24 protein-coding genes and 1 tRNA gene are annotated in these 23,748 nt (G+C 68.8%); 20 read left to right on the top strand and 5 right to left on the bottom strand.

Going from position 1 to position 23,748, the window contains the following annotated elements:
* The first annotated feature begins 104 nt into the window (after positions 1 to 104).
* Complete coding sequence (locus ACFPJ4_RS06715) at positions 105 to 2,600, top strand: Rne/Rng family ribonuclease (protein ID WP_417498504.1); 2,496 nt, start codon at positions 105 to 107, stop codon at positions 2,598 to 2,600.
* 15 nt (positions 2,601 to 2,615) lie between these two features.
* Here the strand turns inward: ACFPJ4_RS06715 and ACFPJ4_RS06710 are convergent, their stop codons facing one another.
* Complete coding sequence (locus ACFPJ4_RS06710) at positions 2,616 to 2,906, bottom strand: DUF4031 domain-containing protein (protein WP_386739591.1); 291 nt, start codon at positions 2,904 to 2,906, stop codon at positions 2,616 to 2,618.
* A gap of 41 nt (positions 2,907 to 2,947) precedes the next feature.
* On the opposite strand from ACFPJ4_RS06710, the gene ACFPJ4_RS06705 reads away from it, so the two are divergent.
* From ACFPJ4_RS06705 to proB, 5 genes are all read left to right on the top strand, one after another.
* Positions 2,948 to 3,511 (top strand): hypothetical protein, encoded by a 564-nt coding sequence (locus ACFPJ4_RS06705; protein ID WP_386739590.1) that lies wholly within the window; start codon positions 2,948 to 2,950, stop codon positions 3,509 to 3,511.
* A gap of 99 nt (positions 3,512 to 3,610) precedes the next feature.
* Complete coding sequence (gene rplU / locus ACFPJ4_RS06700; protein WP_386739589.1) at positions 3,611 to 3,919, top strand: 50S ribosomal protein L21; 309 nt, start codon at positions 3,611 to 3,613, stop codon at positions 3,917 to 3,919.
* 12 nt (positions 3,920 to 3,931) lie between these two features.
* Positions 3,932 to 4,201 (top strand): 50S ribosomal protein L27, encoded by a 270-nt coding sequence (rpmA, locus tag ACFPJ4_RS06695; protein ID WP_386739588.1) that lies wholly within the window; start codon positions 3,932 to 3,934, stop codon positions 4,199 to 4,201.
* A 99-nt stretch (positions 4,202 to 4,300) separates the two neighbouring features.
* Complete coding sequence (gene obgE / locus ACFPJ4_RS06690; RefSeq protein WP_386739587.1) at positions 4,301 to 5,845, top strand: GTPase ObgE; 1,545 nt, start codon at positions 4,301 to 4,303, stop codon at positions 5,843 to 5,845.
* On the top strand, positions 5,842 to 6,648 hold the full coding sequence (gene proB / locus ACFPJ4_RS06685) for a glutamate 5-kinase (RefSeq protein WP_386739586.1): 807 nt from the start codon (positions 5,842 to 5,844) through the stop codon (positions 6,646 to 6,648). The genes obgE and proB overlap by 4 nt, the downstream gene beginning before the upstream one ends.
* 34 nt (positions 6,649 to 6,682) lie before the next feature.
* Here the strand turns inward: proB and ACFPJ4_RS06680 are convergent, their stop codons facing one another.
* The gene (locus ACFPJ4_RS06680; protein WP_386739585.1) at positions 6,683 to 7,903 is read right to left on the bottom strand and encodes an MFS transporter; all 1,221 of its coding nucleotides are present in this window, start codon (positions 7,901 to 7,903) and stop codon (positions 6,683 to 6,685) included.
* A gap of 78 nt (positions 7,904 to 7,981) precedes the next feature.
* Between ACFPJ4_RS06680 and ACFPJ4_RS06675 the strand changes: the two genes are divergently transcribed.
* From ACFPJ4_RS06675 to rsfS, 6 genes are all read left to right on the top strand, one after another.
* Entirely contained in the window at positions 7,982 to 8,659 is a 678-nt protein-coding gene (locus tag ACFPJ4_RS06675) for a GntR family transcriptional regulator (protein WP_386739584.1), read from the top strand.
* A 9-nt stretch (positions 8,660 to 8,668) separates the two neighbouring features.
* A complete protein-coding gene (locus tag ACFPJ4_RS06670; RefSeq protein ID WP_386739583.1) occupies positions 8,669 to 9,937 on the top strand; it encodes a glutamate-5-semialdehyde dehydrogenase in 1,269 nt (422 codons plus the stop codon).
* Positions 9,938 to 9,986: 49 nt separating this feature from the next.
* Positions 9,987 to 10,202 carry a hypothetical protein gene (locus ACFPJ4_RS06665; protein ID WP_386739582.1) on the top strand — a complete coding sequence of 72 codons (216 nt, stop codon included), beginning with the start codon at positions 9,987 to 9,989 and terminating at the stop codon, positions 10,200 to 10,202.
* A gap of 21 nt (positions 10,203 to 10,223) precedes the next feature.
* A complete protein-coding gene (gene nadD / locus ACFPJ4_RS06660; RefSeq protein WP_386739581.1) occupies positions 10,224 to 10,838 on the top strand; it encodes a nicotinate-nucleotide adenylyltransferase in 615 nt (204 codons plus the stop codon).
* A gap of 182 nt (positions 10,839 to 11,020) precedes the next feature.
* Complete coding sequence (locus ACFPJ4_RS06655; RefSeq protein WP_386739580.1) at positions 11,021 to 12,766, top strand: hypothetical protein; 1,746 nt, start codon at positions 11,021 to 11,023, stop codon at positions 12,764 to 12,766.
* A 29-nt stretch (positions 12,767 to 12,795) separates the two neighbouring features.
* The gene (rsfS, locus tag ACFPJ4_RS06650; protein ID WP_386739579.1) at positions 12,796 to 13,176 is read left to right on the top strand and encodes a ribosome silencing factor; all 381 of its coding nucleotides are present in this window, start codon (positions 12,796 to 12,798) and stop codon (positions 13,174 to 13,176) included.
* On the opposite strand, the gene ACFPJ4_RS06645 is transcribed toward rsfS, so the two are convergent.
* The gene (locus ACFPJ4_RS06645) at positions 13,173 to 13,751 is read right to left on the bottom strand and encodes an antibiotic biosynthesis monooxygenase (RefSeq protein WP_386739578.1); all 579 of its coding nucleotides are present in this window, start codon (positions 13,749 to 13,751) and stop codon (positions 13,173 to 13,175) included. The two genes, rsfS and ACFPJ4_RS06645, sit on opposite strands and share 4 nt — an antisense overlap.
* A 72-nt stretch (positions 13,752 to 13,823) precedes the next feature.
* Here ACFPJ4_RS06645 and ACFPJ4_RS06640 point away from each other — a divergent pair.
* A tRNA-Ala gene (locus ACFPJ4_RS06640) sits at positions 13,824 to 13,899 on the top strand.
* A 45-nt stretch (positions 13,900 to 13,944) separates the two neighbouring features.
* Here the strand turns inward: ACFPJ4_RS06640 and ACFPJ4_RS06635 are convergent.
* A complete protein-coding gene (locus ACFPJ4_RS06635; protein WP_386739577.1) occupies positions 13,945 to 14,937 on the bottom strand; it encodes a class I mannose-6-phosphate isomerase in 993 nt (330 codons plus the stop codon).
* Positions 14,934 to 15,791 (bottom strand): DeoR/GlpR family DNA-binding transcription regulator, encoded by an 858-nt coding sequence (locus ACFPJ4_RS06630; RefSeq protein WP_386739576.1) that lies wholly within the window; start codon positions 15,789 to 15,791, stop codon positions 14,934 to 14,936. The genes ACFPJ4_RS06635 and ACFPJ4_RS06630 overlap by 4 nt, the downstream gene beginning before the upstream one ends.
* A gap of 170 nt (positions 15,792 to 15,961) precedes the next feature.
* Between ACFPJ4_RS06630 and ACFPJ4_RS06625 the strand changes: the two genes are divergently transcribed.
* The 7 genes from ACFPJ4_RS06625 to chvE all read left to right on the top strand — a co-directional run bounded on the left by ACFPJ4_RS06625 (position 15,962) and on the right by chvE (position 23,723).
* Positions 15,962 to 17,248 carry an ABC transporter substrate-binding protein gene (locus ACFPJ4_RS06625; protein ID WP_386739575.1) on the top strand — a complete coding sequence of 429 codons (1,287 nt, stop codon included), beginning with the start codon at positions 15,962 to 15,964 and terminating at the stop codon, positions 17,246 to 17,248.
* A gap of 80 nt (positions 17,249 to 17,328) precedes the next feature.
* On the top strand, positions 17,329 to 18,252 hold the full coding sequence (locus tag ACFPJ4_RS06620) for a carbohydrate ABC transporter permease (RefSeq protein WP_386739574.1): 924 nt from the start codon (positions 17,329 to 17,331) through the stop codon (positions 18,250 to 18,252).
* A 2-nt stretch (positions 18,253 to 18,254) separates the two neighbouring features.
* Positions 18,255 to 19,103 carry a carbohydrate ABC transporter permease gene (locus ACFPJ4_RS06615; protein ID WP_386739573.1) on the top strand — a complete coding sequence of 283 codons (849 nt, stop codon included), beginning with the start codon at positions 18,255 to 18,257 and terminating at the stop codon, positions 19,101 to 19,103.
* A 45-nt stretch (positions 19,104 to 19,148) separates the two neighbouring features.
* Entirely contained in the window at positions 19,149 to 20,006 is an 858-nt protein-coding gene (locus ACFPJ4_RS06610; protein ID WP_386739572.1) for a ketose-bisphosphate aldolase, read from the top strand.
* Positions 20,007 to 20,011: 5 nt separating this feature from the next.
* Positions 20,012 to 21,202: an ADP-dependent glucokinase/phosphofructokinase gene (locus ACFPJ4_RS06605; RefSeq protein ID WP_386739571.1), complete on the top strand. Its 1,191-nt coding sequence runs from the start codon at positions 20,012 to 20,014 to the stop codon at positions 21,200 to 21,202.
* A 103-nt stretch (positions 21,203 to 21,305) separates the two neighbouring features.
* Positions 21,306 to 22,337, top strand: a complete 1,032-nt coding sequence (locus tag ACFPJ4_RS06600; protein ID WP_386739570.1) for a LacI family DNA-binding transcriptional regulator — start codon at positions 21,306 to 21,308, stop codon at positions 22,335 to 22,337.
* A 261-nt stretch (positions 22,338 to 22,598) separates the two neighbouring features.
* Positions 22,599 to 23,723, top strand: coding sequence for a multiple monosaccharide ABC transporter substrate-binding protein (gene chvE / locus ACFPJ4_RS06595; RefSeq protein ID WP_386739569.1), 1,125 nt, complete (start codon positions 22,599 to 22,601; stop codon positions 23,721 to 23,723).
* Positions 23,724 to 23,748 lie beyond the last annotated feature (25 nt).

Raw genomic sequence — 23,748 nt, 5'->3', positions numbered from 1 at the left:
ACCGCAGTCGCCGCGCCGCGCAGTGACAGGGCGCAAACCACAGGATTCGCGGGGGCCGCAGGCGTCCGCACGAGAGTACCCGGCATGGCGCGGCCATGGTCCGGATGAGGAGTGCACCAGCGATGGTGAAAGACACGAGTTCAGACGGCCAGACCACCGACTCGGGCAGCGATGCCGCTGCCGAGGCTGCGGTGGTGAAACCCCGACGATCGCTGCTGCGCCGCGCTGTCGCTGCTCCGAAGAGCGCTGCCGCCCACGTCAACGCGGCGGCCGCGGCTGAGGCCGACACGCCGAGCGAGGCGCCCGTCAAGCCCAAGCGCGGCGGCGGACGCAAGAAGGCGACCGACGCGGACACCGCGACATCCGCTCCCGTCACCACCGAGCCGGCTCCGGCCACCCCCGTTGCGGCCGTGGAGACCCCTGCCGCCACGAGGCCCGCCGCCCGCGGCGCGATCGCGCCCCTGCTCTTCCAGGCCCCCGACCTGCCGACCCCGTCGCCCGAGCTGATGGCCCGCGCCGAGCAGCCGCGCGGCGGGGGCGCGCCGGTCGAATCGGAGTCCGAGTCGGCCACGAGCCGGCGGCGCACCAGGCGGCGTTCCGGTGAGGCCCCGCGCGACGGCGAAGAGACGCCCAACGCCGTGGTCCGCGTGCGCCAGCCCCGCCAGCAGCAGGAGCCCAAGCTCATCACCGAGCCGCAGCGCATCAAGGGCTCGACGCGGCTCGAGGCCAAGAAGCAGCGCCGTCGTGACGGGCGCGACGCGGGTCGTCGCCGTCCGGTCGTCACCGAAGCCGAGTTCCTCGCGCGGCGCGAGAGCGTCGACCGCGTGATGGTGGTGCGCAGCAAGTACGGGCGCATCCAGATCGGCGTGCTCGAAGACGGCGTGCTCGTCGAGCACTACGTCGCCCGGGCTGCGGATGCCAGCCTGATCGGCAACGTCTACCTCGGTCGCGTGCAGAACGTGCTGCCGAGCATGGAGGCCGCCTTCGTCGACATCGGCCGTGGCCGCAACGCCGTGCTGTACTCCGGCGAGGTCGACTGGGAAGCCGCTGCCGCAGCCGCCGACAGCGACGGGCGCGACGGCAAGAACCAACCGCGCCGCATCGAGCTCGCCCTCAAGCCGGGCGACCGCGTGCTGGTGCAGGTCACCAAGGATCCGGTCGGCCACAAGGGAGCCCGTCTCACCAGCCAGGTCAGCCTGCCCGGCCGGTACTTGGTGTACGTGCCGAACGGCTCGATGAATGGCATCAGCCGCAAACTGCCCGACACCGAGCGGGCACGCCTGAAGAAGATCCTCAAAGAGGTGCTCCCGGACGACGCCGGCGTGATCGTGCGCACGGCCGCCGAGGGGGCGACCGAGGAGCAGCTCACCCTCGACGTGCAGCGGCTCACCAGCCAGTGGGCCGAGATCGCCCACGCGGTCGAGACCCAGCAGGCGCCCGCGCTGCTGCACAGCGAGCCCGATCTGCTCATCAAGATCGTGCGCGACGTGTTCAACGAGGACTTCCAGAAGCTCGTCATCGAGGGCGACGACGCGCTCGACACCATCTCGTCCTACGTAGGGGCTGTGGCCCCCGACCTCGTGGAGCGCATCGAGCGCTACGAGAACCAGCGCGACTCCTTCGACGAGTACCGAATCTCGGAGCAGATCGAGAAGGCCCTTGAGCGCAAGGTCTGGCTGCCGTCCGGCGGCTCGCTGATCATCGACCGCACCGAGGCCATGACGGTCATCGACGTCAACACGGGCAAGTTCGTGGGATCCGGCGGCAACCTCGAAGAGACCGTCACCAAGAACAACCTGGAGGCGGCGGAAGAGATCGTGCGTCAGCTGCGGCTGCGCGACATCGGCGGGATCATCGTCGTCGACTTCATCGACATGGTGCTGGAGTCCAACCGCGACCTGGTGCTGCGACGCGTCGTCGAGTGCCTCAGCCGCGACCGCACCAAACATCAGGTCGCCGAGGTCACGAGCCTCGGCCTCGTGCAGATGACCCGCAAGAAGCTCGGCCTCGGGCTCGTGGAGTCGTTCAGCGAGAACTGCGAGGTGTGCGCGGGCCGGGGGATCGTCATCCATCACGAGCCCGTGTTCAAGCACCGCGCGCCGGAGCCGATCGGCGGCGGCCAGCAGAACGGCTCGACCTCGTCACGGGGGCGTCGCGGACGCGGCGGTGCCAGCGGCGGGCAGCCCAGCAGCACGGCGCCGAAGAACGGGCACGGCTCGAACGGCACGCACGCGATCACCGAAGACGTGCGCAACGCCCTGGCTCAGATCGCCAAGAGCACGGTGCCGCACGCCAGCGAGCACGCCGAGAACGAGCACACCGAGGCCGACGCAGGCGCGAGCACGGCAACCCTGACGACCGATCAGGGGGCCGCGAGCGCAGCGGCGGAGGCCGTCGTCGAGATCCTCGACATCCCGATCGCCAAGACGCCGCGCAACCGCGCCCGGATCACGACCCAGGACGCCGAGCAGATCCTCGGTTCCGTGCTCGGTGCCCTTCCCGAACCGAAGCAGCCGGGGCAGGGCCGTTCGCGCGGCTCGCGTCGTGCCTCGAGCGCGGGTGCTGTCGTCACACCGACAGAAAGCGCCTCGGCTGAGTAAGGCGGCCGAGTAGGGCTAGGGGGTCCGCTGCCCGCGGAGTCGCTTCTTCTCGGCCTGCGTGACGCGAAGGCCCGAGAGCTGCAGCCGGCGCAGCAGCTCTCGACCGGTGACCGGCTGAGCGCCGAGCGCGACCATCTCGGCGCACCGCGCGAGCGGCACGTCGTAGTGGTCGTGGTCGAATCCGCGCTCGGGGATGCCGGCGCGGCGGGCGAAGGCGTGCAGCTCGGCGAGCGAGACGTCGCTCACCAGATGAGCCCAGACGGTGCCGTGTGCGGGCCAGATAGGCTCGTCGATCAGCACGGTCATTGGCCGATCATAGGCGCGGATCACGGGCATGAGGAGTGCGGATGCCGGACACCATCACGAGGGCGATCACGCGACCGGGAGCGTATCCGGCGTTCCTCGCGGCCCTGGGGGTGTTCGTGGCACTCCTGGCGCTCGGGTTCGTCCACTCGCTGCTCAGCGCCCTCCAGGCGGTCAGCCTGAGCGCGAGTGGCAACGATGTCGGGCAGCTCTGGCTCGCCCAGCTGCTGTCGTCGATCTCGGGCCCGCTGCCCTTCGCGATCGGCATCCTGCTGTGCTTCTGGCAGATCGCCCCCATCGCGCCGCAGCTGCGCCTCGCCCACGTCGTGACCAGGTCCCTGCTGGCCGTCGTGGTGGCCGCCGTGCTGCTGTGGGTCGTCGACGTCGTCGTGCAGTTCGTCGCCGACATCGCGAGCCGGCCCTTCAGCTACGACCCCGGCGCCATTTTCGGGCGTCTCGGACAGAACGTGCTGTACTCGCTGATCTCGGCGATGCAGTCGGCTGTGAGCTACCTGCCGGTGGCCGTTCTGGCCGGAATCCTGCTCTGGGGATGGCTGCAACGGCATCCCCCGACCACTCCCGTGCGCGGCGCGCTCGACGAGGTTTGACCGTCTTCTGTTTTTACCGGTATTGTGGACCCTTGGTGTCCGCAGGGCGATGTCCGCGATGAAACACCAAGACTTCCATCTTTCAGGTTAGGAACATTCGTGGTTTACGCAGTCGTGCGCGCCGGTGGGCGGCAGGAGAAGGTCGAGGTCGGCTCGATCGTCGTTCTCGACCGCATCCAGGCCGACAAAGACGGCAACATCCAGCTCTCGCCGGTGCTCCTCGTGGACGGCGACACCATCACGCACGACCCCAAGGCCCTGGCCAAGGTCACCGTGACGGCCGAGGTGATCGCCGACCTGCGCGGTCCGAAGATCGTCATCCAGAAGTTCAAGAACAAGACCGGGTACAAGAAGCGTCAGGGTTTCCGCGCCGACCTCACCCGTGTCAAGATCACCGGCATCAAGTAGGGGCTGACAGACATGGCACACAAAAAGGGCGCATCGTCCACCCGCAACGGGCGTGACTCGAACGCGCAGTACCTCGGCGTCAAGCGTTTCGGTGGTCAGGTCGTCAAGGCCGGCGAGATCATCGTCCGCCAGCGCGGCACGCACTTCCACCCCGGGGTCAACGTCGGCCGTGGCGGCGACGACACCCTGTTCGCGCTGGCCGCGGGAGCCGTGCAGTTCGGCACCAAGGGCGGCCGCAAGGTCGTCAACATCGTCGAGGGTGCAGCGCCTTCGGGTCTGTAACCTGACCGCTCGTCATGAGCGACCCGCGCGAGCGAGCTTCGGCTCGCTCGACGCATTTAAGCAGCATCTCGCGCACGCGGCATCCGAAGGAGGGATGACATGGCGACATTCGTCGACCAGGTGACCCTCCACCTGCGCGCCGGACACGGCGGCAACGGCTGCGTCTCGGTGAAACGCGAGAAGTTCAAGCCGCTCGCCGGTCCCGACGGCGGCAACGGCGGCCACGGCGGCGACATCATCCTGGTGGCGGACCCGCAGGTCACCACCCTGCTGGCCTATCACCGCGCCCCGCACCGCTCGAGCGGCAACGGCGGGCCCGGGATGGGCGATCACCGCAGCGGCTACCAGGGCGAGACCCTCGTCCTTCCGGTGCCGGTGGGCACCGTCGTCTCGTCGGCCGACGGCGAGCAGCTCATCGACCTCGATCAGCCCGGCCTCGAGCTCGTCGTCGCCGCCGGAGGCCAGGGCGGGCTCGGCAATGCCGCCCTCGCCAGCACCAAGCGCAAGGCGCCCGGCTTCGCGCTGCTCGGCACCGAGGGCTGGGAAGGCGACGTGCTCCTCGAGCTCAAAGTCGTCGCCGATGTCGCCCTCGTCGGCTACCCGAGCGCCGGCAAGTCGAGCCTGGTGGCGGCCCTCAGCGCCGCGAAGCCGAAGATCGCCGACTACCCGTTCACGACCCTGCACCCCAACCTCGGGGTCGTGGAGTCGGGGCAGACCCGCTACACGATCGCCGACGTGCCCGGGCTCATCGAGGGCGCCAGCGAGGGCAAGGGGCTCGGCCTGGAGTTCCTGCGCCACGTCGAACGGTGCAGCGCCCTCCTGCACGTGCTCGACTGCGGAACGCTCGACCCCGGTCGCGACCCGATCAGCGACCTCGACGTGATCCTCGCCGAGCTCGCCGCGTATCCGGTGCCCGAGGGGCAGACGCCTCTGCTCGAGCGTCCACAGCTGATCGCGCTCAACAAGATCGACCTGCCGGACGGCCGCGAGCTCGCCGACTTCGTGCGGCCCGCCCTCGAGGAGCGCGGCTATCGCGTGTTCGAGATCTCGGCGGTCAGCCGCGAGGGGCTGCGCGAGTTGTCGTTCGCGCTCGCCGAGCTCGTGGAGGCCGACCGCGCCGCCAAGGCCGCGATCGCCGTGAAGCAGCGGATCGTCATCCGCCCGCGGGCGGTCAACGCGGTCGACTTCGTCGTGAAGGTCGAGGGCGGCACCGAGCCGATCTACCGGATCATCGGGGCCAAGCCGGAGCGCTGGGTGCAGCAGACCGACTTCACCAACGACGAGGCCGTCGGCTTCCTCGCCGACCGCCTGGCCAAGCTGGGCGTCGAGGACGAGCTGTTCAAGGCGGGTGCGGTGCCCGGCTCCACCGTCATGATCGGTCGCGGCGCCGGGGTCGTCTTCGACTGGGAGCCCACCCTCACCTCGGCGGCCGAGCTCATCACGAGCCCCCGCGGCACCGATGCGCGACTCGACGAGAGCCGGCGCGCGACCCGCGGCCAGCGTCGGGAAGAATACTTCGAGCGGATGGATGCCAAGGCCGCCGCCCGCGCCGAACTCGCCGCCGAACGCGAGGCCGGAATCTGGGGCGAAGACGCGGGAACCTGGGCGAACGACGCGACCCCAGAAGGAGACGACGAGGAATGACCGAAGTGCAGGCCGCGCCGCGACGATCCGAGGTCGTCGACGCGAAACGCATCGTGGTCAAGGTGGGATCGTCGTCGATCAGCGGTGACAACGCCGCGCAGATCGAGCCCCTGGTGGATGCGCTCGCCGCCACCCACGCGCGCGGCGCCCAGGTCGTCCTGGTCTCGTCGGGCGCGATCGCGACCGGCATGCCGTACCTGCAGTTGGATGCGCGCCCCTCCGACCTCGCCACGCAGCAGGCGGCGGCTGCCGTGGGGCAGAACGTGCTGATCTTCCGCTACCAGCACAGCCTGGACCGCTACAAGATCGTGGCCGGCCAGGTGCTGCTGACGGCGGGCGACCTCGAGAACCCCACCCACCGCAGCAACGCGCAGCGTGCCATGGAGCGCCTGCTCGGGCTGCGCATCCTGCCGATCGTCAACGAGAACGACACCGTCGCGACCCACGAGATCCGTTTCGGTGACAACGATCGCCTGGCAGCCCTGGTCAGCGAGCTGATCGGGGCCGACCTGCTCGTGCTGCTGAGCGATGTGGACGCGCTCTACACTCGCCCGCCGCAGGAGCCCGGTGCGCGGCCGATCGCGCGCGTCGCCTTCGACGATGACCTGTCGGGCGTGGAGCTCGGCGACATCGGCTCGGCGGGGGTCGGAACCGGGGGAGCGGGCACCAAGATCGCGGCGGCGAAGCTCGCGGCGGCCGGCGGCACTCCCGTGCTGCTGGCGTCGACCGGCAACGTCGCGGCCGCACTCGCGGGCGAGGTCACCGGCACCTGGTTCGACGCGGCTCCGCGCCCCGCCCGCTGAGCGCGAGCGCCGGCGCTCGCCGGCGACGGCAGGATCAGGCGGCGACGTCCCGTTCGTGCTCACGCCGCGCCGAGGGGATCAGCGGCGTCGCGAGCGCCGGGGCCAGCGCCACGATCGCGAAGGCGGCCGGGTAGCCGAGCACCCCGATCAGGGCGCCCACGGTCGGCGCCACGACTGCGGCACCCAGGAACTGCCCGGTGTTCTGCGCTCCGAGGGCGCGGCCCGACCAGTGCGGGCCGGCGAACTCGGCCACGGCCGTGAAGGCGAGGCCGTTGTCGGCGACGCTGATGCAACTGGCGATGACGTAGCAGATGCCCGCCGCGACGCCGAGGTCGAGTGCGCCGAACGCCGATGTGAGAAGCAGCGCGGCGATGCCGGCCACGGCGACCCAGCGCAGGGGCCGCAGTCGGCTCCCGACGCGGTCGCTCAGGATCCCCGTGCCGATCCGCCCCGCTGCGCCGAGCAGCTGTGCCGCGGCGACCACGAGCCCGGCGGCGAGGGTCGACCAGTGCAGCCCGGCCACGAACCAGACCAACCCGAAGGTGGAGAGGGTGAACTGGGGCACGACCAGCAGGATCGACACCAGATGGATGCGCAGCAGCGTCCCATCGCGCCGGTACGGGTTGTCGCTGCGTCCGTCCGCCCGCTGACTCCGCTCGGGTCGGGCAGGATCCACGATGATCACGGCGCAGGCCACCGCGCTCGCGCCGACGAGGGCAGCGCCGAACAGCAGCGCCGGAGAGATCGTCCCCGCCGCGACAAGCGCGGGGACGACCAGGGCGGCGACCGCGACGCCGATCGGCTGGCAGCTCTGGCGGATCCCCATGGCGAGTCCGCGTCGTTCGCGCGGGAACCACCCGACCACGACACGACCGCTCGCCGCATTCGTCGATGCGGCCCCGACCCCGGCCACGACCAGCACGAGACCGAGCGCTGTGTCACCGCTCACGACACTCGCCACGAGCACGGCGACGGTTGTGAGGACGAGTCCCGCCACCAGCATCCGCCGCTCGCCCCAGCGGTCGGTTGCCGCTCCCCAGGCCACGAGGGCGAGCACCATGCCGAGATTGGGGGCCGCGGCGAGCAGACCGGCCTGAGCGAGGGTCATGCCCCGCTCGGAATGCAGTAGCGGGATCAGGAAGGCCGGCGTCGAGACGACGACGGTGGTCGATGCCTGGGCGATCACGCTCACGGCGAGCATGGCCCACGGGCGGGGAGTGCGGGTTCCGGTGACCCGGGCTGTGGTCGTCGACACCGGTCCAGGCTAGTGGTATACCAATCTGGTACACCAATTCGATCGGCCATCCGGTCGTCAGCGACGAGGGAGCCGGGCATGAATCAGTCGGATGCCGTCCACACGCGACTGCGCGCCGCGGTCCTCGGCCTCGAGCTGTCGCCGGGGGAGGCGATCAGCGAACGCGGACTCGAGACCGCCTTCGCGGCATCCCGCACGCCGGTGCGCGCCGCGCTCTCGCGGCTCGAAGGCGAGGGGCTGGTGCGCCGCAGCGGGCGCGGCTGGGTCGTCTCGCCGCTGGATCTCGCCGAGGTCGTCCACGCCGTCGAGCTCAGGGAGGCCCTCGAGACGGCGGCCATCGCGGCCGCGGTCTCCCGCGCCGACGATCGTCGGCTCGACGAGCTGCTCTCGATCGCCGAGCGAGAGGCCGACGGCGCCGATGACGGGGTCCGCCGCGGCGAGGAGTTCCACGTCGCTCTCGCCGCGCTGACCGACAACCCCCTGCTGAGCGAGGCCGTGCGCGGTGCCCTGGTGCGCCTCGCCCGCGCGCGCTGGCTCGAGGCGAGCACACCCGAGCGACGAGACCAGCACCGTGACGAGCACCGGGCCATCGCCCGGGCCCTTCGCGAACGCGACGTCGAGACGGCCACGCGTCGAGCGCGCGAGCACGGACGGGGCGTGCGCGACCACCTGCTCGACGCCCTCGCCGGGGATCGTGCACGGGGTCTGCGGGTCGTCGGGACGCACGACGGGCGGGCCTCGGTCGCCCGCGGGTAGACTCCTGCCATGTCGGAGACCCTCATCGCGCCCCGTTCCGTCGACGACCGCCTCGACGCCGCGCGCCGCGCGTCGATCGTGCTGGCGACCACGGCATCCGGCCGCAAAGACGCCGGCCTTGCCGCGATCGCCGAGGCCGTCGCGCGCAACGCGCACCGCATCCTCCCGGCCAACGAACTCGATCTCGCCAACGCCCGCGACAACGGTCTGAGCATCGGGCTGCAAGACCGCCTGCGCCTCGACGAGTCCCGCCTCGCCGGGCTCGCCTCGGCCGTGCGTGAGGTGATCGCCCTCCCCGACCCGGTCGGTGGGGTCGTGCGCGGCTCGACGCTGCCCAACGGCCTGCTGCTGAGCCAGGTACGCGTGCCGTTCGGCGTGATCGCGGCGATCTACGAGGCGCGGCCCAACGTGACGATCGACATCGCCGCTCTCGCGCTCAAGAGCGGCAACGCCGTGGTGCTGCGAGGGGGCAGCGCGGCCGAGAACACCAACCGCGTCCTGGTCGAGCTGCTGCAGGAGGCGCTCGAGAGCGTGGGTCTGCCCGGCGACGCGGTGCAGACGGTCGACGACTTCGGCCGCGACGGTGCGACCGCCCTCATGCAGGCCCGCGGCAAGGTGGACGTGCTCATCCCACGCGGAAGCGCCCAGCTGATCGACACCGTCGTGCGGGAGTCGAAGGTCCCCGTGATCGAGACCGGTGCGGGCGTCGTGCACATGTTCCTCGATGAGAGCGCCGACGAGCGCATGGCGGTGGACGTCGCGGTCAACGCCAAGGTGCATCGCCCCAGCGTGTGCAACGCCCTCGAGACCCTGCTGGTGGATGCGCGGGTGGCCGAACGCCTGCTGCCTCCCGTGCTCACCGCCATGCGCGAGCAGGGCGTGACGGTGCATGCCGACGAGCGCGCCCGGGCGATCTTCCCCGACTCCGTTCCCGCGGTCGACGAGGACTGGGCGACCGAGCACATGAGCCTCGACCTCTCCGTGGCGATCGTCGACGATCTGGACGCCGCCCTCGAGCACATCCGCCGCTACTCGACCCATCACACCGAGTCGATCATCACCAACGATCTGGGTCGCGCCGAGCGCTTCCTGGCCGAGGTGGATTCGGCCGTGGTCATGGTCAACGCCTCGACCCGATTCACCGACGGAGGCGAGTTCGGCTTCGGTGCCGAGGTCGGCATCTCGACCCAGAAGCTCCACGCCCGCGGCCCGATGGGTCTGCCCGAGCTCACGAGCACCAAGTGGATCGTGCGCGGCACGGGCCAGGTGCGGGCCTGACCCCGCGACCGGCAGTAGTGTTGATCCTGATTTCGTCGGAGAGGACCGCATGTCGCTGTTGAGCACGCTCCTGCAGGTCGGTGTCCACGCCGAGCAGGCGCCCGCGCCCCTGATCATGCCGTCGTGGGCGTTCCCCGCGATCGCGGCCGGTGCCTTCCTCGTTCTGGCCCTCGTGTCGTGGAGCTACCGCGACGTGGCGAACCGCCACAGCGACAAGACCGGTGAGGCCGCGGATCACGCCGACGCCGGCCACGGCCACCACTAGGTCGTCGAGGTCACCCTGCCCGTGAGCGACCCCGTCAGCCCGAATGCGGGTCGACGGCGCCGAGTCGGGGTCATGGGCGGAACGTTCGATCCGATCCACCACGGCCACCTCGTTGCGGCGAGCGAGGTGCAGCAGAGCTTCGAGCTCGACGAGGTCGTCTTCGTTCCCACCGGGCAACCGTGGATGAAGGAGGGCGTGAGCGCCGCCGAACACCGGTACCTCATGACCGTGATCGCCACCGCCTCGAATCCGCGCTTCACCACGAGCCGCGTCGACATCGAGCGAGGGGGCCCCACCTACACGATCGACACGCTGCGCGATCTGCGCAGACTGCATCCGAATGCCGATCTCTTCTTCATCACCGGGGCCGACGCGGTGGCGCAGATCGTCGAGTGGAAAGACGTCGAGGAGCTGTGGGAGCTGGCGCATTTCGTGGCGGTTTCGCGACCTGGACATCCGCTGAGTATTCGCGGATTGCCGGAGCAAGGCGTAAGCTCCCTTGAGGTACCCGCCCTTGCGATCTCGTCAACGGATTGCCGTCGGCGAGTCGACCGGGGATTCCCGGTGTGGTACTTGGTCCCCGACGGTGTTGTTCAGTACATCTCCAAGCATCACCTCTACCGGAGTAGGACATGACGACATACCAGGACCCACCCTTGCAGTCGCGTCGCGCCGCGCGACAGAGCGACCGGGCTGACGCCCCGCCCGCCTCGCTCTCGGACCCGAATGCCGAGACCGCAACGCAGCCCCCCGCATCGTCGTCCGCACCCGCGACAGAGCAGGCGCGGGTCGACGTGGCGCCTCCGAAAGCCGAATCCGTGAATGCCGAGACCCGCAATGCCGACCTTATGAACAATGCAGAACCCCTGAACTACGTGACGCAGAGTCGTCCGCCGCTTCCGCAGTACGACGGGCAGAGCCTTCGCCCCCGGCGCACCGCGGAACCGTCGGGATCGAACGAGCCGCCGGCGACCGAGGCCATGCCCCGCCAGGATGCGCCCAACTACCGACCACGTGACTTCAGTCCCGAGGGACGTCGTGCGGCGACGCCGAGCTGGGCCCCGCAGTACGGCGGAGTCGGAGACGACGGCACCGTCGACTTCCAGACCCAGGGTCGGGGCCAGCTGCCGCCCGTTCCCGCGCCCATGAGTTCGGCACCGAGCGTCCCGCCTGTCGCAGAACCGGTCGCTGCGTCCACCGTCGTGCCGCCTCTCGCGTCACCGACCGCCCTTCCGTTCGTCACCGAGCACACCATGACCCGCCGCGAGCTGCGGGCTCTGCGGGAGGCTCAAGGCCTCACCTCGGCGGCCACCGATGAGACGCCGATCGGCGCCGGGTCCTTCGCGCCGATCCACGCGGTCGAATCGGCTCCGGTCGAGGAAGCAGCGGTCGACGTCGAGTCGGTCGTCGCCGAACCCACGAACGCCGAGACGAACGATCCCGCGCCCGAGAACGTCGAGCCCCTTGATCTCGTCGCGCCCGCCGCGCTTGTCCCTCCGCCCCTCGTGGCGCCCGCGCCCCAGCCGTCCAGCCGGCTCGACTCCGCGCTCGCCGAGTTCGATGCCCTCGCCGCCGGCCGCGGCCTGTTCGCGCCCGATTCGGATGTCCCGGCTCCCGTTCCCGGTCGTCGTGCCGCCGCGCCGCTTCTGCCCGAGCCCGCGCTCGAGGACGCCGCGCCCGCCCAGGTACAGCCCCCTGAGCCGCCCTCGGACATCTTCGTCGAGGCTCCCGCTCCCGCCGAGACGGAGACCTACCAGGGGCTTTCGGCGTTCGACTCCCTCTTCACAGCTCCCTCGCAGAGCGCCGGTGCACCCGTCGACCAGGCGGTCGACCCGCTTCTCTCGGCCCCTGCGCCTCAGGGCGCACCCGCCTTCGTGGAGCCGCCGGCATCCGTTGAACCGAGCGCGCACGTCGAGCCCCCGGCCCAGGTCGAGCCTCCCGCACTCGTCACGCCCCCCGCATTCGGATTGGCGTCTCCGTTCCTCGTGCCGCCGGCGTCGAACTCGCCGACGCGAACCGAGCTGCCGGCAGCGATCGCGAGCTCTCCCATCCCCGAGCCCTCCGACGCGCACCCCTCGACCGGTCCGACCGTCGGCCACTGGTCGACGCAGTCCGACATCGACGACGCGGAGCAGGTGAACGAGTCGACGATCACCCGCAGCGTCGGCGCGGGCAGCGGCGCGATCACGACAAGCGCCCTCGTGCTCCCGACGGGGCCCGAGAGCCACCTCAGCGGTCCGATGGGCGTCAGCGGTGAGATCCTGCTCACCGGCTCCATCTCGCTCCCGCAGAGTCTGTCGGTGACCGGTGCGCATCCGTCGCAGCTCGACCAGACCGACATCGACCACGTACTCGACCCTGGCGACCACCAGGTGGCATCGACCGATTCGACGCCGGTGCGCGCCATTCGGGCGGTCAGCACTCACACGGCGACGGGCGGCATCATCGCGCCCAGCAAGCCCAAGGGAACCCGCGGGTTCACCATTCTCATCGTCGCCGCTTCCGTCATGGCCCTGGTCGTCGTCGGACTGCTGGTCGCCGGCCTCGTTTCCGGCACGCTCTGAGCGCGTGGCCGAAACCATCGAAGGACACTGTGACGGCATCTGATCACGCGCGTGGACTCGCGCGCATCGCGGCGGCGGCGGCCGACTCCAAGCAGGCGGAAGACCTCGTCGCGCTCGACGTCTCGGGTCCCCTTCCGCTGACCGACATCTTCCTGCTGGCCAGCGGTCGCAACGAGCGCAATGTGCTCGCCATCGCGGCCGAGGTCGAGGACAAGCTCAACGAGGCGGGCGTCAAGACCCTCCGCCGCGAGGGGCGCGCCGAGGGCCGGTGGGTGCTGCTCGACTTCGGTGACCTCGTCGTGCACGTCTTCCACGAGGAGGACCGCATGTACTACTCGCTCGAGCGCCTCTGGAAAGACTGCCCGGTCGTGCCGCTCGAGCTGCCGCAGCCCGCCCCGGCCGACAGCTAGCCGACGCGGAGAACCGTCGGCCGGGTCCGGTGGAGCCATGGCCGCAGCGCCCGGGTGACCAACGGCAGGGCGAGGTAGGTCATGATCGGCGTCACGGCCAGGACCGAGACCAGAACCCGCAGCCACAGGGGCCAGCCGGCCAGCAGCGTGCCGAAGAGCGCGTTCGCGCCCAGGCTCAAGGGGTAGAACACCAGGAAGATCGCCACCATCTGCTTCCAGCGGGGTGGAACGACCGGCCCCGACTCGATCACCTCGATGCTCGACGGCTCGTCGAACCAGCCCTCGATGCCGGTGCGACGTTCCATGTGGGCGTCTTCGACGAGACCCTGCGCGGAGGCCACCCACCAGGCTCGCTCGGGCGAACGTTCCCAGGCGGCCAGGCTCTCGGCATCCGCGAACCGGAACAGCATGTGCCACTCGGGGCTCTCGGGGTCGGGGCGGATCCAGCCGGACCCCAGGTACCCGGGGCTGGCGCTCAACAGGTCCTGACCGGCGCGCGCCCAGGCGGCGACCTCCTTCGCCCGGACGGGGTCGACGGTGCGCGTGATCGAGATCGTGATCGGTTCGCCGCTCATGGCTCCATCCTGGTCGGTGAGCGGGTGCCGAGGGATGTAGTAACCTAGTCCAGTTGCCCCGCGAGGGGTCACGGGTCTGTGGCGCAGCTGGTAGCGCACCTGCATGGCATGCAGGGGGTCAGGGGTTCGAATCCCCTCAGATCCACCAAGAGAGTCCATCTTCGACGGCCGCCACCGGCCTCGGCCGCACGGGTCAGGCCTGCGGCGGCCGCGCGACGAGCGCGCTGCCCTGCCCGTCGAAGCTGAGGTCGCCCGCGGCGGCCGGCACGAGGATCGTCGCGCCCGCGTCGATGGTCGTCGCGCCGGCTCGGGTCGAAAGGGTGAGGCCGTCGGTCAATCCGATGACGATCGCAAAGCCGGCCGGGAGGACGCGCGGCGACGCGATCCGGTCGAGGCGGAAGTAGCCGATCGAGGCGGGCGGCAGGGCCGGTCCGTCTTGTGCGCCGCGGCAGATGACCGATGACAGCGCGCCGTCGGCGAGAGGTTCGGTAGTCACGGCAGCGAGGGCCAGGTCGAAGCCGAGCCCCAGGTGGCCCTCCGTGGCGCCGTCGATCGCGAAGCCGTTCCATTCGAGCAGGATCGAGAGGTCCTCCGGCTCCTGCACTTCGGCCAACAGCACTCCGCCCCCGATCGCGTGCAGGGTACCCGGCGGCACGTACACGGTGTCGTGGGCGTCGACCTCGACACGGTTCATCAGCGCGAGCAAGGCGGATGTGTCCTGTGCGTCGACCAGGGCGCGCAGCCGGGCGGGGTCGATGCCCTCGCGCAGCCCCAGGTACACGACGCCGGGGGAGAGGATGTACCAGGCTTCGGCCTTGCCGTGAGCGGTACCGAGGTGGCGGGCGGCGAAGTCGCGGTGGGGGTGCGCGTGCACGGGAAGCCGCTGTCCGGCGTCGAGCAGCTTCACGAGCAGCATCGCGTCGGGGCCGAAACGTGCCACGTGCTCGGGGCCGAGCCAGGCGACGGGGTCCTGTGCGATGGCCTCGGACAGCATCCGTCCGTCCGGAAGACGGGTCAGGCCGGTCGGGGCGTGCCCGCGCACGCTCGTGGTGGACGCGATCCAGTCCTCGGGGGTGAAGGGGTCGGCCGGCGTGGCCGAGTGGCGGAACCGCGCGATGTGCTCGCCGCCCGCGTAGAAGCGATCGGCGGGCTGATTGGCCGGAAGCCGGATCGGCTCGGCGGTCACGGGATGCGCGGAACCGCGCGCGTCGGCGCGGATTCGTCGGGCAGCAGCACGGTGACCCCATTGCGCTGGAGGGCGGCGGCGAGATCGGCCGGAGGCGCCTGATCGGTGACGAGGTAGTCGGCGCGACCGAGCTCGGCGATCTGTGCGAACAGCTGGCGCCCGAACTTCGAGGAGTCGGCGAGGATGGCGACTCGTGCGGCACGTGCGATCATCTCGCCCATCATGACCGCCTCGGCGAGGTTGCTCGTCGAATACCCGCCCTCGGCCGAGACCGCCCCGACCGAGATCAGGGCGAGGTCGCAGCGCAGTTCGAGCTCGCCCGCGCCGCCCCCGAACTGAAAGCCGACCGGTCCGATCGTCGATTGCCCGGCGAATCGCACAGCCCCACCGAACACGTAGAGGTCGCGGACCGCCTTGGGCGAGATCTCGGCGGGGATCCGCAGGTTGTTGGTCGCGATCGTCAGCTCCCGGTGGTGGCGGAGGTGTCGCGCGACCGCGAGCGTCGTCGTTCCCGCGTTGATCATGACCACCGAGCTGTTCTCGACCAGGGTGGCCGCAAGGGCGCCGATCTGCTCCTTGGCCGTCGTGTGCAGTTGCAGGCGCACGTCGAGCTTCTTCTCGGTGGCCGACATCGCGTCGAGGCTCACCGCACCTCCGTGCGTGCGTACCACGAGGCCGTCGGAGTCGAGTTGGTCGAGATCGCGTCGGATCGTGTCGGCCGAGACTCCGAATCGCGTGGCGAGAGCGGCCACTGTGACCTGCTCCGCTTCGGCGACGTAGGCCGCCAACTGCGCCTTGCGTCCCGCCGGAAGGCGTGCCGGCTGGGCGTCGCTGTCGTCGGTGAGGGTGTCCACGTAGTCACTTCTAGCAGAAACGGGGACGACTTGCGGGAAAAGGACCGAGTTTTGCGCAAATAATTGCGTATCTCTGCGCAGTTGACGGGGCAATACCGGAGCGCTAGCATCAGACTCGCGCAGAAAAGCGCATTCAACAGCACAAAACAGCAGAATATGATCGGAGAATCATGAGCAAGGACGCTCGTAACCGGCGCAAGCTCTTCGGAATCGCGATAGCGACGACAGCTGTACTCCTGACCGCCGCCTGCAGCGGAACCGGTTCGTCCGGTTCGTCCGCCGGTGGCAAGGTCACGATCGAGTTCTCGCAGTGGTGGGAGCCCGAACTGCCGGCCGGCGCCCTCAAGAAGCTCGTCGGTGAGTTCGAGACGGCGAACCCCAACATCACAGTGAAGCTCATCAGCGGCCCCTACACCTCCATTCAGGACCAGACCACGACCGCGGTCGCCTCGGGCACCATGGCGGATGTCGTCGGCCTCGACGGCGCCTGGGTCGCCGACCTGGTCAAGCAGGGCGGTCTCGACAACCTCTCGAAAGAGATCACCAGCTCGAAGTACGACGCGAGCCAGTTGTCGAGCCAGGTCAAGATCAGCGGGTCGACCTACATGATCCCGGTCGTGAACTTCGTCTACCCGATGTTCACCAACGACGACCTGCTGGCGAAGGCGGGCGTCAGCTCGCCGCCCACGACGCAGAGCGAGTTCCTCAGTGACGCGAAGGCGGTCAGCGCACTCGGCGGCCCGGTCAAGGGCTGGATCCTCCCGCTGGGCACCACGAACCCCAACGGCGTGCAGAACGACATCATGTCGTGGCTGTGGGCCTCGGGCGGCAGCATGCTGAAGAACGGCCAACCCGACCTGACCAACTCGAAGGTCGCCGACACGGTCAACTTCGTCAAGTCGCTCTCGGATGCCAAAGCGATCGCCGCCGGTGCCGCGACCCTTCAGGAGACCGACAAGGTCACGCAGTTCACCAATGGTCAGGTCGGCATGATGATCGACTCGCTCGCGCACATCGACACGATCAAGAAGGCCAACCCCAACCTGAAGTTCAGCATCTCGGCCATTCCGGCCGCAGACGGCTACTCGGGCAAGCGCGGCATCCCGTACGCCTCGTGGGGCATCGGCGTGTCCAACAAGTCGGAGCACAAGGCCGAGGCGTGGAAGCTCGTCGAGTTCCTGATGAGCAAGAAGACCAACTCGACCGTCTCGACGCTGGCCCACGGGTTCCCCGGCAACACCACCTCGACGCCGGACTTCTCCGGCAGCGACCCGCTCTACGCCCAGGCCTTCAAGATCTACCAGGCGGGCTACCCGGCGAACGAGTTCGTGGGGCTCCCCGTGGCCGACCAGCTGATGCGCGACTTCGACGTCGAGTTCCAGAAGGTGCTCGCAGGCGACGAATCGGTGAGCGCGATGTTGAAGAACACGCAAACGCAGTGGAAGGCGAAGTTCTAGACTCCGCGTCCATCCACTGAACCAGGCCGCGCCACGGTGCGAACACCGTGGCGCGGCCGATGCCCAAGGAGGTCCGTCGCATGACGTCCCTACGCGTGCGCGGCAACGAGGCCCGTCGCTTCCCCTCATCCAGGCTGGCGCGCACCCTCGCGCCCTACGGATTCATCTCGCCGACCGCGGTGCTCATCATCGTCCTGATGGTCATCCCGATCGTCATGGTCATCGGGTACTCGCTGCTCGACAACGTCATCGCCCAGCCCGAGTCGAAGTTCGTCGGGCTGGCCAACTACATCGCGGTCTTCACCGACCCGAACTTCCTCAACGCCGTCAAGAACACCCTCGTCTTCACGCTGTCGAGCGTGATCGCCCACCTGGTGATCGGTCTCGGCTTCGCCCTGATGCTCAACAGCCCGCTGCTCGGGCGCCTGTCGCGGGCCACGTTCCGCGTGATCTTCATCCTGCCGTGGCTGTTCACCGCGGCGATCATCGCGATCCTGTGGCGGCTGATCCTCGACCCCAACGGCGTCATCAACTTCCTGCTCCAGCAGACGGGTGTCATCCACGAGGGGATCGCCTGGTTCGCGACCCCGTCGACCGCACTGCTCGCGGTCACGGTGATGAACATCTGGGGCGGCTATCCGTTCTTCATGATCAGCCTGCTCGCCGGACTGCAGGGAATCCCACGCGATCTCTACGAGGCGGCGACCGTCGACGGAGCGAGCTGGTTCGACCAGTTCCGCAACGTCACCCTTCCTCAGCTGCGGCCGATCATCCTGAGCATGGCAACGCTCGACCTGCTCTGGACGACGCAGCAGTTCGCGCTGATCTGGCTCACTACGGGAGGTGGACCGGTGAACCTCACCGAGATGCTCAGCACCTTCACCTACAAGCTCGCCTTCAGCAACTACGAGTTCTCGCAGGCCTCGGCGAGCGCCGTGATCATCCTGCTGGGCTCGCTCGTCGTCGCGTTCTTCTACGTTCGCCAGCAGAGAGCGCAGGACTGATCATGACCATGACCCTCAAGCAGCGCCGCCGCCTCACCGCCAAGACGTTCCTGCTCATCGGGCTGACGATCGGGGCCGTGTTCGCCGGGTTCCCGGTGTTCTGGATGCTCGTCAGCTCGTTCAAGACGAACACCGAGATCTTCGCCTTCCCGCCTCAGCTCATCACCAAGGGGTTCTCGTTCGACGCCTACGTCGCGGTGCTGAGCGATCCGGAGGAGATCCGGTTCTTCATCAACAGCTACGTCGTGGCGCTCTCGGTGACGGCTCTGACGGTGCTCGTGTCGCTGCTCGCCGCGTACGCCTTCAGTCGCCACGAGTTCCGGTTCAAGAAGGTCTTGAACATGATCATCATCGGCGTGCAGGCGGTGCCGCCCATCACGCTGCTGATCCCGTTCTTCGGCCTCATGGTGACCCTGCATCTGTACAACAGCTACGCCGGCCTGATCCTCACCTACATCGTCTTCACGCTGCCGTACGCGATCATCATGATGACCGGGTACTTCAACACCCTGCCCCGCGAACTCGACGAAGCCGTGAAGGTCGACGGCGCCGGATCGTGGACGACCCTGTGGCGCATCCTGGTCCCGATCTCGGTGCCCGGCATCGTCTCGGTCGGCGTGTACACGTTCATGATCGCCTGGAACGAGTACCTCTTCGCGCTCACCCTCACGCGCACGAACGACATGCGCACGGTGCCGGTGGGGATCCAACTGCTCATGGGGCAGAACACCTACCACTGGAACCAGATGATGGCGGTGAGCATCCTCGGCAGCATCCCTGTCCTGGCTCTCTTCCTCATCTTCCAGCGCTACTTCATCGGCGGCCTCACAAGCGGCTCGGTGAAGAACTGAGTTCGCGGTACCTCACCGCGATCACCACAAAGGAGAGAACCTGCAATGTTGATTTCTGGGCGAGACCTGCTCGCCGTGGCCCACGCCAATGACTTCGCCATTCCGGCGTTCAACGTCAGCGACTACGCCATGATGAAGGGCCTGTTCGAGGTCAGCGAAGAGAAGGCCGCTCCGTTCATCGTGGCGATCCATCCCGATGAGGTGCGTCACCTCGGGGTCGAGTCGATTCTGGCGATCCGGGAACGCGCGCACCGCTCCTCGGTGCCCGTCGCGATCCACTGGGACCACGGCGGCAGCTACGAGCAGATCCTCGTCGCGATCCAGGCGGGATTCACCTCGGTGATGATCGACGGATCGATGCTCCCCTTCGACGAGAACGTCGCGATCACCAAGCGCGTCGTCGACGCGGCGCACGCCGTCGGCCTGTCGGTCGAGGGCGAGCTGGGCACCATCGGCAAGCTCGACGAGGAGGCCGAAGAAGGCGGCGAGATCATCTACACGGTTCCCTCGGAGGCCGTCGACTTCGTCCAGAAGACGGGGGTGGACAGCCTGGCGATCGCCATCGGCACCAGTCACGGCCTCTACCCGAAGAACATGGACCCGAAGCTGCGGATCGACCTGCTGCAGGAGATCAGGGAGCTCGTGTCGATCCCGCTCGTGCTGCACGGCGGATCGAACAACCCCGACACCGAGATCGCCCAGGCGGTCAAGCACGGCGTCAACAAGATCAACATCTCGAGCGATATCAAGGTCGCCTATCATGACGCGATGCGGAAGGAACTGGCCGATCCCAGCCTGCGGGAGCCCAACACGATCCAGCCGCCCGCGATCGCGGCCATGAAGCTGGTCGCGGCCCAGAAGATCGACCTCTTCGACGCCGCCGGCAAGGCTGCGCTCTACTGAGTCGCATGGTGGACTCTGAGCTGGTACTCGGCCTCGGCGGCACCGTCGACTACGAGATCGAATGGGACTCCTCCGTGCTGGAGTCCCTCGTGGACCGCTACCGGATCCGCGGCGACGAGCTCACCACGACTCAACCGATCGCCAGCGAGCGGGATCTCGCGATCTCGGTGCTGGCGTTTCTCGAGACCGGTGCCGGGGGAGAGCGCTATGTCGCCTCCTCCGGCATCGTCGAGCAGTTCGCCGCGCGCTTCGTCTCGAGAGTCACGCTGGGCGGTACCCCGGTGCGTGCCGCACTCGCGATGCACGCGCTGGGGATCCCGAGCACCGTGCATCTGGTGAGCATCGACGACACCGTGCGGCGTCTGCTTCCGGGGGACACCGGGTACCTGTGCAGCGCCGAGCACGACTCGCTCGATCCGCATCTCATCGTGCAGTTCCCGGCGGGTGCCGAGGTCAGGGTCGGCGATCAGGTGCTGCGGGCGCCGCATCCGAATCGGCTGATCTACTCGAACGACCCGCCCAACCGCGAACTGCTGCTGAGCTCCGACCTCGGCTCCGCGCTGCGCGACGCCAAGATATTCCTGGTGTCGGGGTTCAACTCGATGCAGGATGCGTCCGCTCTTGACGAGCGCCTCCGGCAGTTGCGGGCGCACATGCGGTCGCTCCCCGCCGACGCGCTGGTGTTCTACGAGGACGCCGGCTTCCACCAGCCGGCGCTCGGCGCCCGCGTGCGCGAGTCCCTGCTCGAGCTGCTCGACGTGTACAGCATGAACGAGGACGAATGGGAGGCGCACCTGGGGCACCGGGTCGATCTGCTCGACGCGGATGCCGTGCAGGCCGCTCTGCACGAACTGCACGCGCTGATCCCCGCCCGCGTGCTCGTGGTGCACACCCGGTACTGGTCGCTCGCGTTCGGGGCCGATGCCGGGCGCTACCGGTCGGCTCTGTCCGGCGGGATCACGATGGCCAGCACCCGCTACCGCCTCGGCGACGGCTTCACCGCCCAGGACTACCTCGAGACCGGACTCGAGCCCAGGAACGCCGAGGGGGAGCGCATGGCGGTCGAACTCGCCGAACGGATGCCGGAGGTGGCCGCCGTCGCCGCCTTCACCCTCCACCCGCCGAAGCCGACCACGATCGGCCTCGGCGACACCTTCGTCGGCGGATTCATCGCGGCGCTCGCCCCGTCGCGCTGAGACACTGCCGGGACGCGTCCGGCGGACGCCCGTGGTCACAATAGGATCACCAATCACGAGCAACGCCGGAAACGCCGTCGTGCTCGCGGACCACGGAGCGGGCATGACGGACAAGCGCGAGGTCGACGGAGAACGCGCCCTCTCGATCCGGGACATCGCGCGGCTGGCCGGGGTGTCCCGGCAGACGGTCTCGCGCGTGCTCAACAGCCAGCCGTACATCAAGCCCTCCACCGAGGCGCATGTGCGCAAGGTCATCGAGGACCTCGCCTGGCGTCCCAACAGCGCCGCCCGCGCGCTCGCCACCTCGCGGTCGAAGGCGATCGGCCTGCTGGTCTCGTCGCGCTCGCAGTACGGTCCCTTCAGCGCCGCGGGGGCGGTGGACGAAGCCGCACGTGCGCGCGGTTACACGATCACCTCGGCGACCCTGGCGCGTGAGGACGACGCCAGCATGGCGGCCGCCCTCGACTCCTTCGTGGCCCAGGGTGTCGAGGGGGTCATCGTCATCGCGCCCCAGCAGCGAGCGCACGAGGCCCTCAAGCGGGTCGCGATCAACGTGCCCTTCATGAGTCTGCAATGGCGCGATGGCCCGAACGATCGCGTGGTGGCCTTCGATCAGCTGGAGGGGGCACGAGCCGCGACGCGCCACCTGATCGAGCTCGGGCACTCGCGGATCCTGCACGTGGCCGGCCCGCAGGACTGGAACGAGGCGGAAGAGCGCATGCGCGGCTTCCTGGCCGAGATGTCGGCGTGGGACATGCCGACCTCGGCGCCGGTGCTTGGCGACTGGACCGTCGATCTCGGCTACGAGGTCGGTCTCAAGCTGCTCGGCCACCGGGAGTTCACGGCCGTCTTCGCGTCGAACGATCAGATGGCGCTGGGCATCATTCACGCCGCCCACGACCTCGGACTGAGCGTGCCGGGCGATCTGAGCGTCGTCGGGTTCGACGACATCCCCGAGGCGAAGCACTTCACGCCGCCTCTGACGACGGTGCGACAGGATTTCGCGCAGCTGGGCACGAGGGCGATCGACATGCTGATCGCCGACATCGAAGGCACGGAGGCGCCGGAGCCGACCGTCGTCTCGGTGCCGGAACTGATCGTCCGCGCCAGCACGGCACCTCCGCGCGACACCTGATTCCAGCCTCGGCCGGGTCGTCGACTTGACGAGGGCGCCCCCGGAGGCATAGCGTCTGATCCGTTCTGGGACCGGTCACAATTTCGGAGGATCCACCCAGCCGACGACGAAGGGGTCGCACATGACAGGAGTCAGCTCGCACAGCCGCGACGCGCTTCGGGTCGCGTCAGCTCCTTCGGCGCTTCGGATGGTCGCTCCGAGCTCGGTCGGATTCGTGCGCACTCGGCGTCCGGACCTCCTCAACGCTCGAAAGGAATCACAGTGAAGTTCAAGCGAATCGCCCTCGGGGTGCTCGCCATCGGGGTCGCCGTCACACTCGCGGCCTGCTCCGGCGGCCGTGGCGGCACGAGCTCGTCGAGCTCCACCGACAACAAGGGCGCCCTGGTCGGCGTCGCGATGCCCACCAAGGTGTCGTCGCGCTGGATCGCCGACGGCAACGCCGTCAAGAGCGACCTCGAGAAGAACGGCTACAAGGTCGACCTCGAGTACGCGAACAACGACATCCCCACGCAGGTGCAGCAGATCAACACCATGATCACCAAGGGCGCCAAGGTGCTCATCATCGCCTCGATCGACGGCGGCTCGCTGACCGACCAGCTCGACGCGGCGGCCAAGGCCGGCATCAAGGTCATCTCGTACGACCGTCTGCTGACCGGTGACAAGAACGTCGACTACTACGTCTCGTTCGACAACTACAAGGTCGGCGTCTACCAGGCCAACTCGCTGCTCACCGGTCTCGGCGTGCTCGACGCGAACGGCAAGGCCACCGGCAAGAAGGGCCCGTTCAACGTGGAGGTGTTCGCCGGAAGCCCCGACGACAACAACGCGACGTTCTTCTACAACGGAGCGATGGACACCCTGAAGCCGTACTTCACCGACGGCACCCTGGTCGTGAAGAGCGGGCAGACCGCGTTCAACCAGGTCGCCATCCAGCGCTGGGACCCGGCGACCGCGAAGGCCCGTATGCAGGACCTCATCGCCAAGTCGTACTCGGGCGGTGCCGACGTGCAGGGCGTGCTGTCTCCCTATGACGGCCTCTCGGACGGAATCCTGAGCGCTCTCGAGGGCGCCGGCTACGGATCGGGTGGCAAGCAGCTCCCGATCATCACCGGTCAGGACGCCGAGGTCGCGAGTGTCAAGCAGATCATCGCGGGCACCCAGTACTCGACGATCTACAAGGACACGCGTCAGCTGGCCAACAAGGCCGCCGAGATGGCGAATGACCTGCTCACCGGCAAGACCCCCCAGGTCAACGACACCAAGAGCTACGACAACAAGGTGAAGGTCGTGCCGAGCTACCTGTTCCAGCCCGTCGTGGTCACGAAGGACAACTACAAGAAGGTCCTGATCGACAGCGGCTACTACAAGGAATCCGATCTCGGCTGATCGGCTCTGACCCCCGCGAACCGGG

This window comes from Lysinimonas soli (genome assembly GCF_042655435.1).
Classification (GTDB): domain Bacteria; phylum Actinomycetota; class Actinomycetes; order Actinomycetales; family Microbacteriaceae; genus Lysinimonas; species Lysinimonas soli.
Note: the sequence above shows the minus strand (reverse complement) of the source record. Positions and strands in the feature narration are given on the sequence as shown.

Bases quoted from the DNA above. Each gene is read 5' to 3' on its own strand.
- ACFPJ4_RS06705 (WP_386739590.1), top strand. From the start codon at position 2,948: ATGCCGGACACCATCACGAGGGCGATCACGCGACCGGGAGCGTATCCG.
- ACFPJ4_RS06710 (WP_386739591.1), bottom strand. From the start codon at position 2,906: ATGACCGTGCTGATCGACGAGCCTATCTGGCCCGCACACGGCACCGTC.
- rpmA (WP_386739588.1), top strand. From the start codon at position 3,932: ATGGCACACAAAAAGGGCGCATCGTCCACCCGCAACGGGCGTGACTCG.
- ACFPJ4_RS06625 (WP_386739575.1), top strand. From the start codon at position 15,962: ATGAGCAAGGACGCTCGTAACCGGCGCAAGCTCTTCGGAATCGCGATA.
- ACFPJ4_RS06605 (WP_386739571.1), top strand. From the start codon at position 20,012: ATGGTGGACTCTGAGCTGGTACTCGGCCTCGGCGGCACCGTCGACTAC.
- ACFPJ4_RS06615 (WP_386739573.1), top strand. From the start codon at position 18,255: ATGACCATGACCCTCAAGCAGCGCCGCCGCCTCACCGCCAAGACGTTC.
- ACFPJ4_RS06620 (WP_386739574.1), top strand. From the start codon at position 17,329: ATGACGTCCCTACGCGTGCGCGGCAACGAGGCCCGTCGCTTCCCCTCA.
- ACFPJ4_RS06665 (WP_386739582.1), top strand. From the start codon at position 9,987: ATGTCGCTGTTGAGCACGCTCCTGCAGGTCGGTGTCCACGCCGAGCAG.
- obgE (WP_386739587.1), top strand. From the start codon at position 4,301: ATGGCGACATTCGTCGACCAGGTGACCCTCCACCTGCGCGCCGGACAC.
- ACFPJ4_RS06600 (WP_386739570.1), top strand. From the start codon at position 21,306: ATGACGGACAAGCGCGAGGTCGACGGAGAACGCGCCCTCTCGATCCGG.
- ACFPJ4_RS06645 (WP_386739578.1), bottom strand. From the start codon at position 13,751: ATGAGCGGCGAACCGATCACGATCTCGATCACGCGCACCGTCGACCCC.
- proB (WP_386739586.1), top strand. From the start codon at position 5,842: ATGACCGAAGTGCAGGCCGCGCCGCGACGATCCGAGGTCGTCGACGCG.
- ACFPJ4_RS06715 (WP_417498504.1), top strand. From the start codon at position 105: ATGAGGAGTGCACCAGCGATGGTGAAAGACACGAGTTCAGACGGCCAG.
- ACFPJ4_RS06675 (WP_386739584.1), top strand. From the start codon at position 7,982: ATGAATCAGTCGGATGCCGTCCACACGCGACTGCGCGCCGCGGTCCTC.
- ACFPJ4_RS06670 (WP_386739583.1), top strand. From the start codon at position 8,669: ATGTCGGAGACCCTCATCGCGCCCCGTTCCGTCGACGACCGCCTCGAC.
- ACFPJ4_RS06610 (WP_386739572.1), top strand. From the start codon at position 19,149: ATGTTGATTTCTGGGCGAGACCTGCTCGCCGTGGCCCACGCCAATGAC.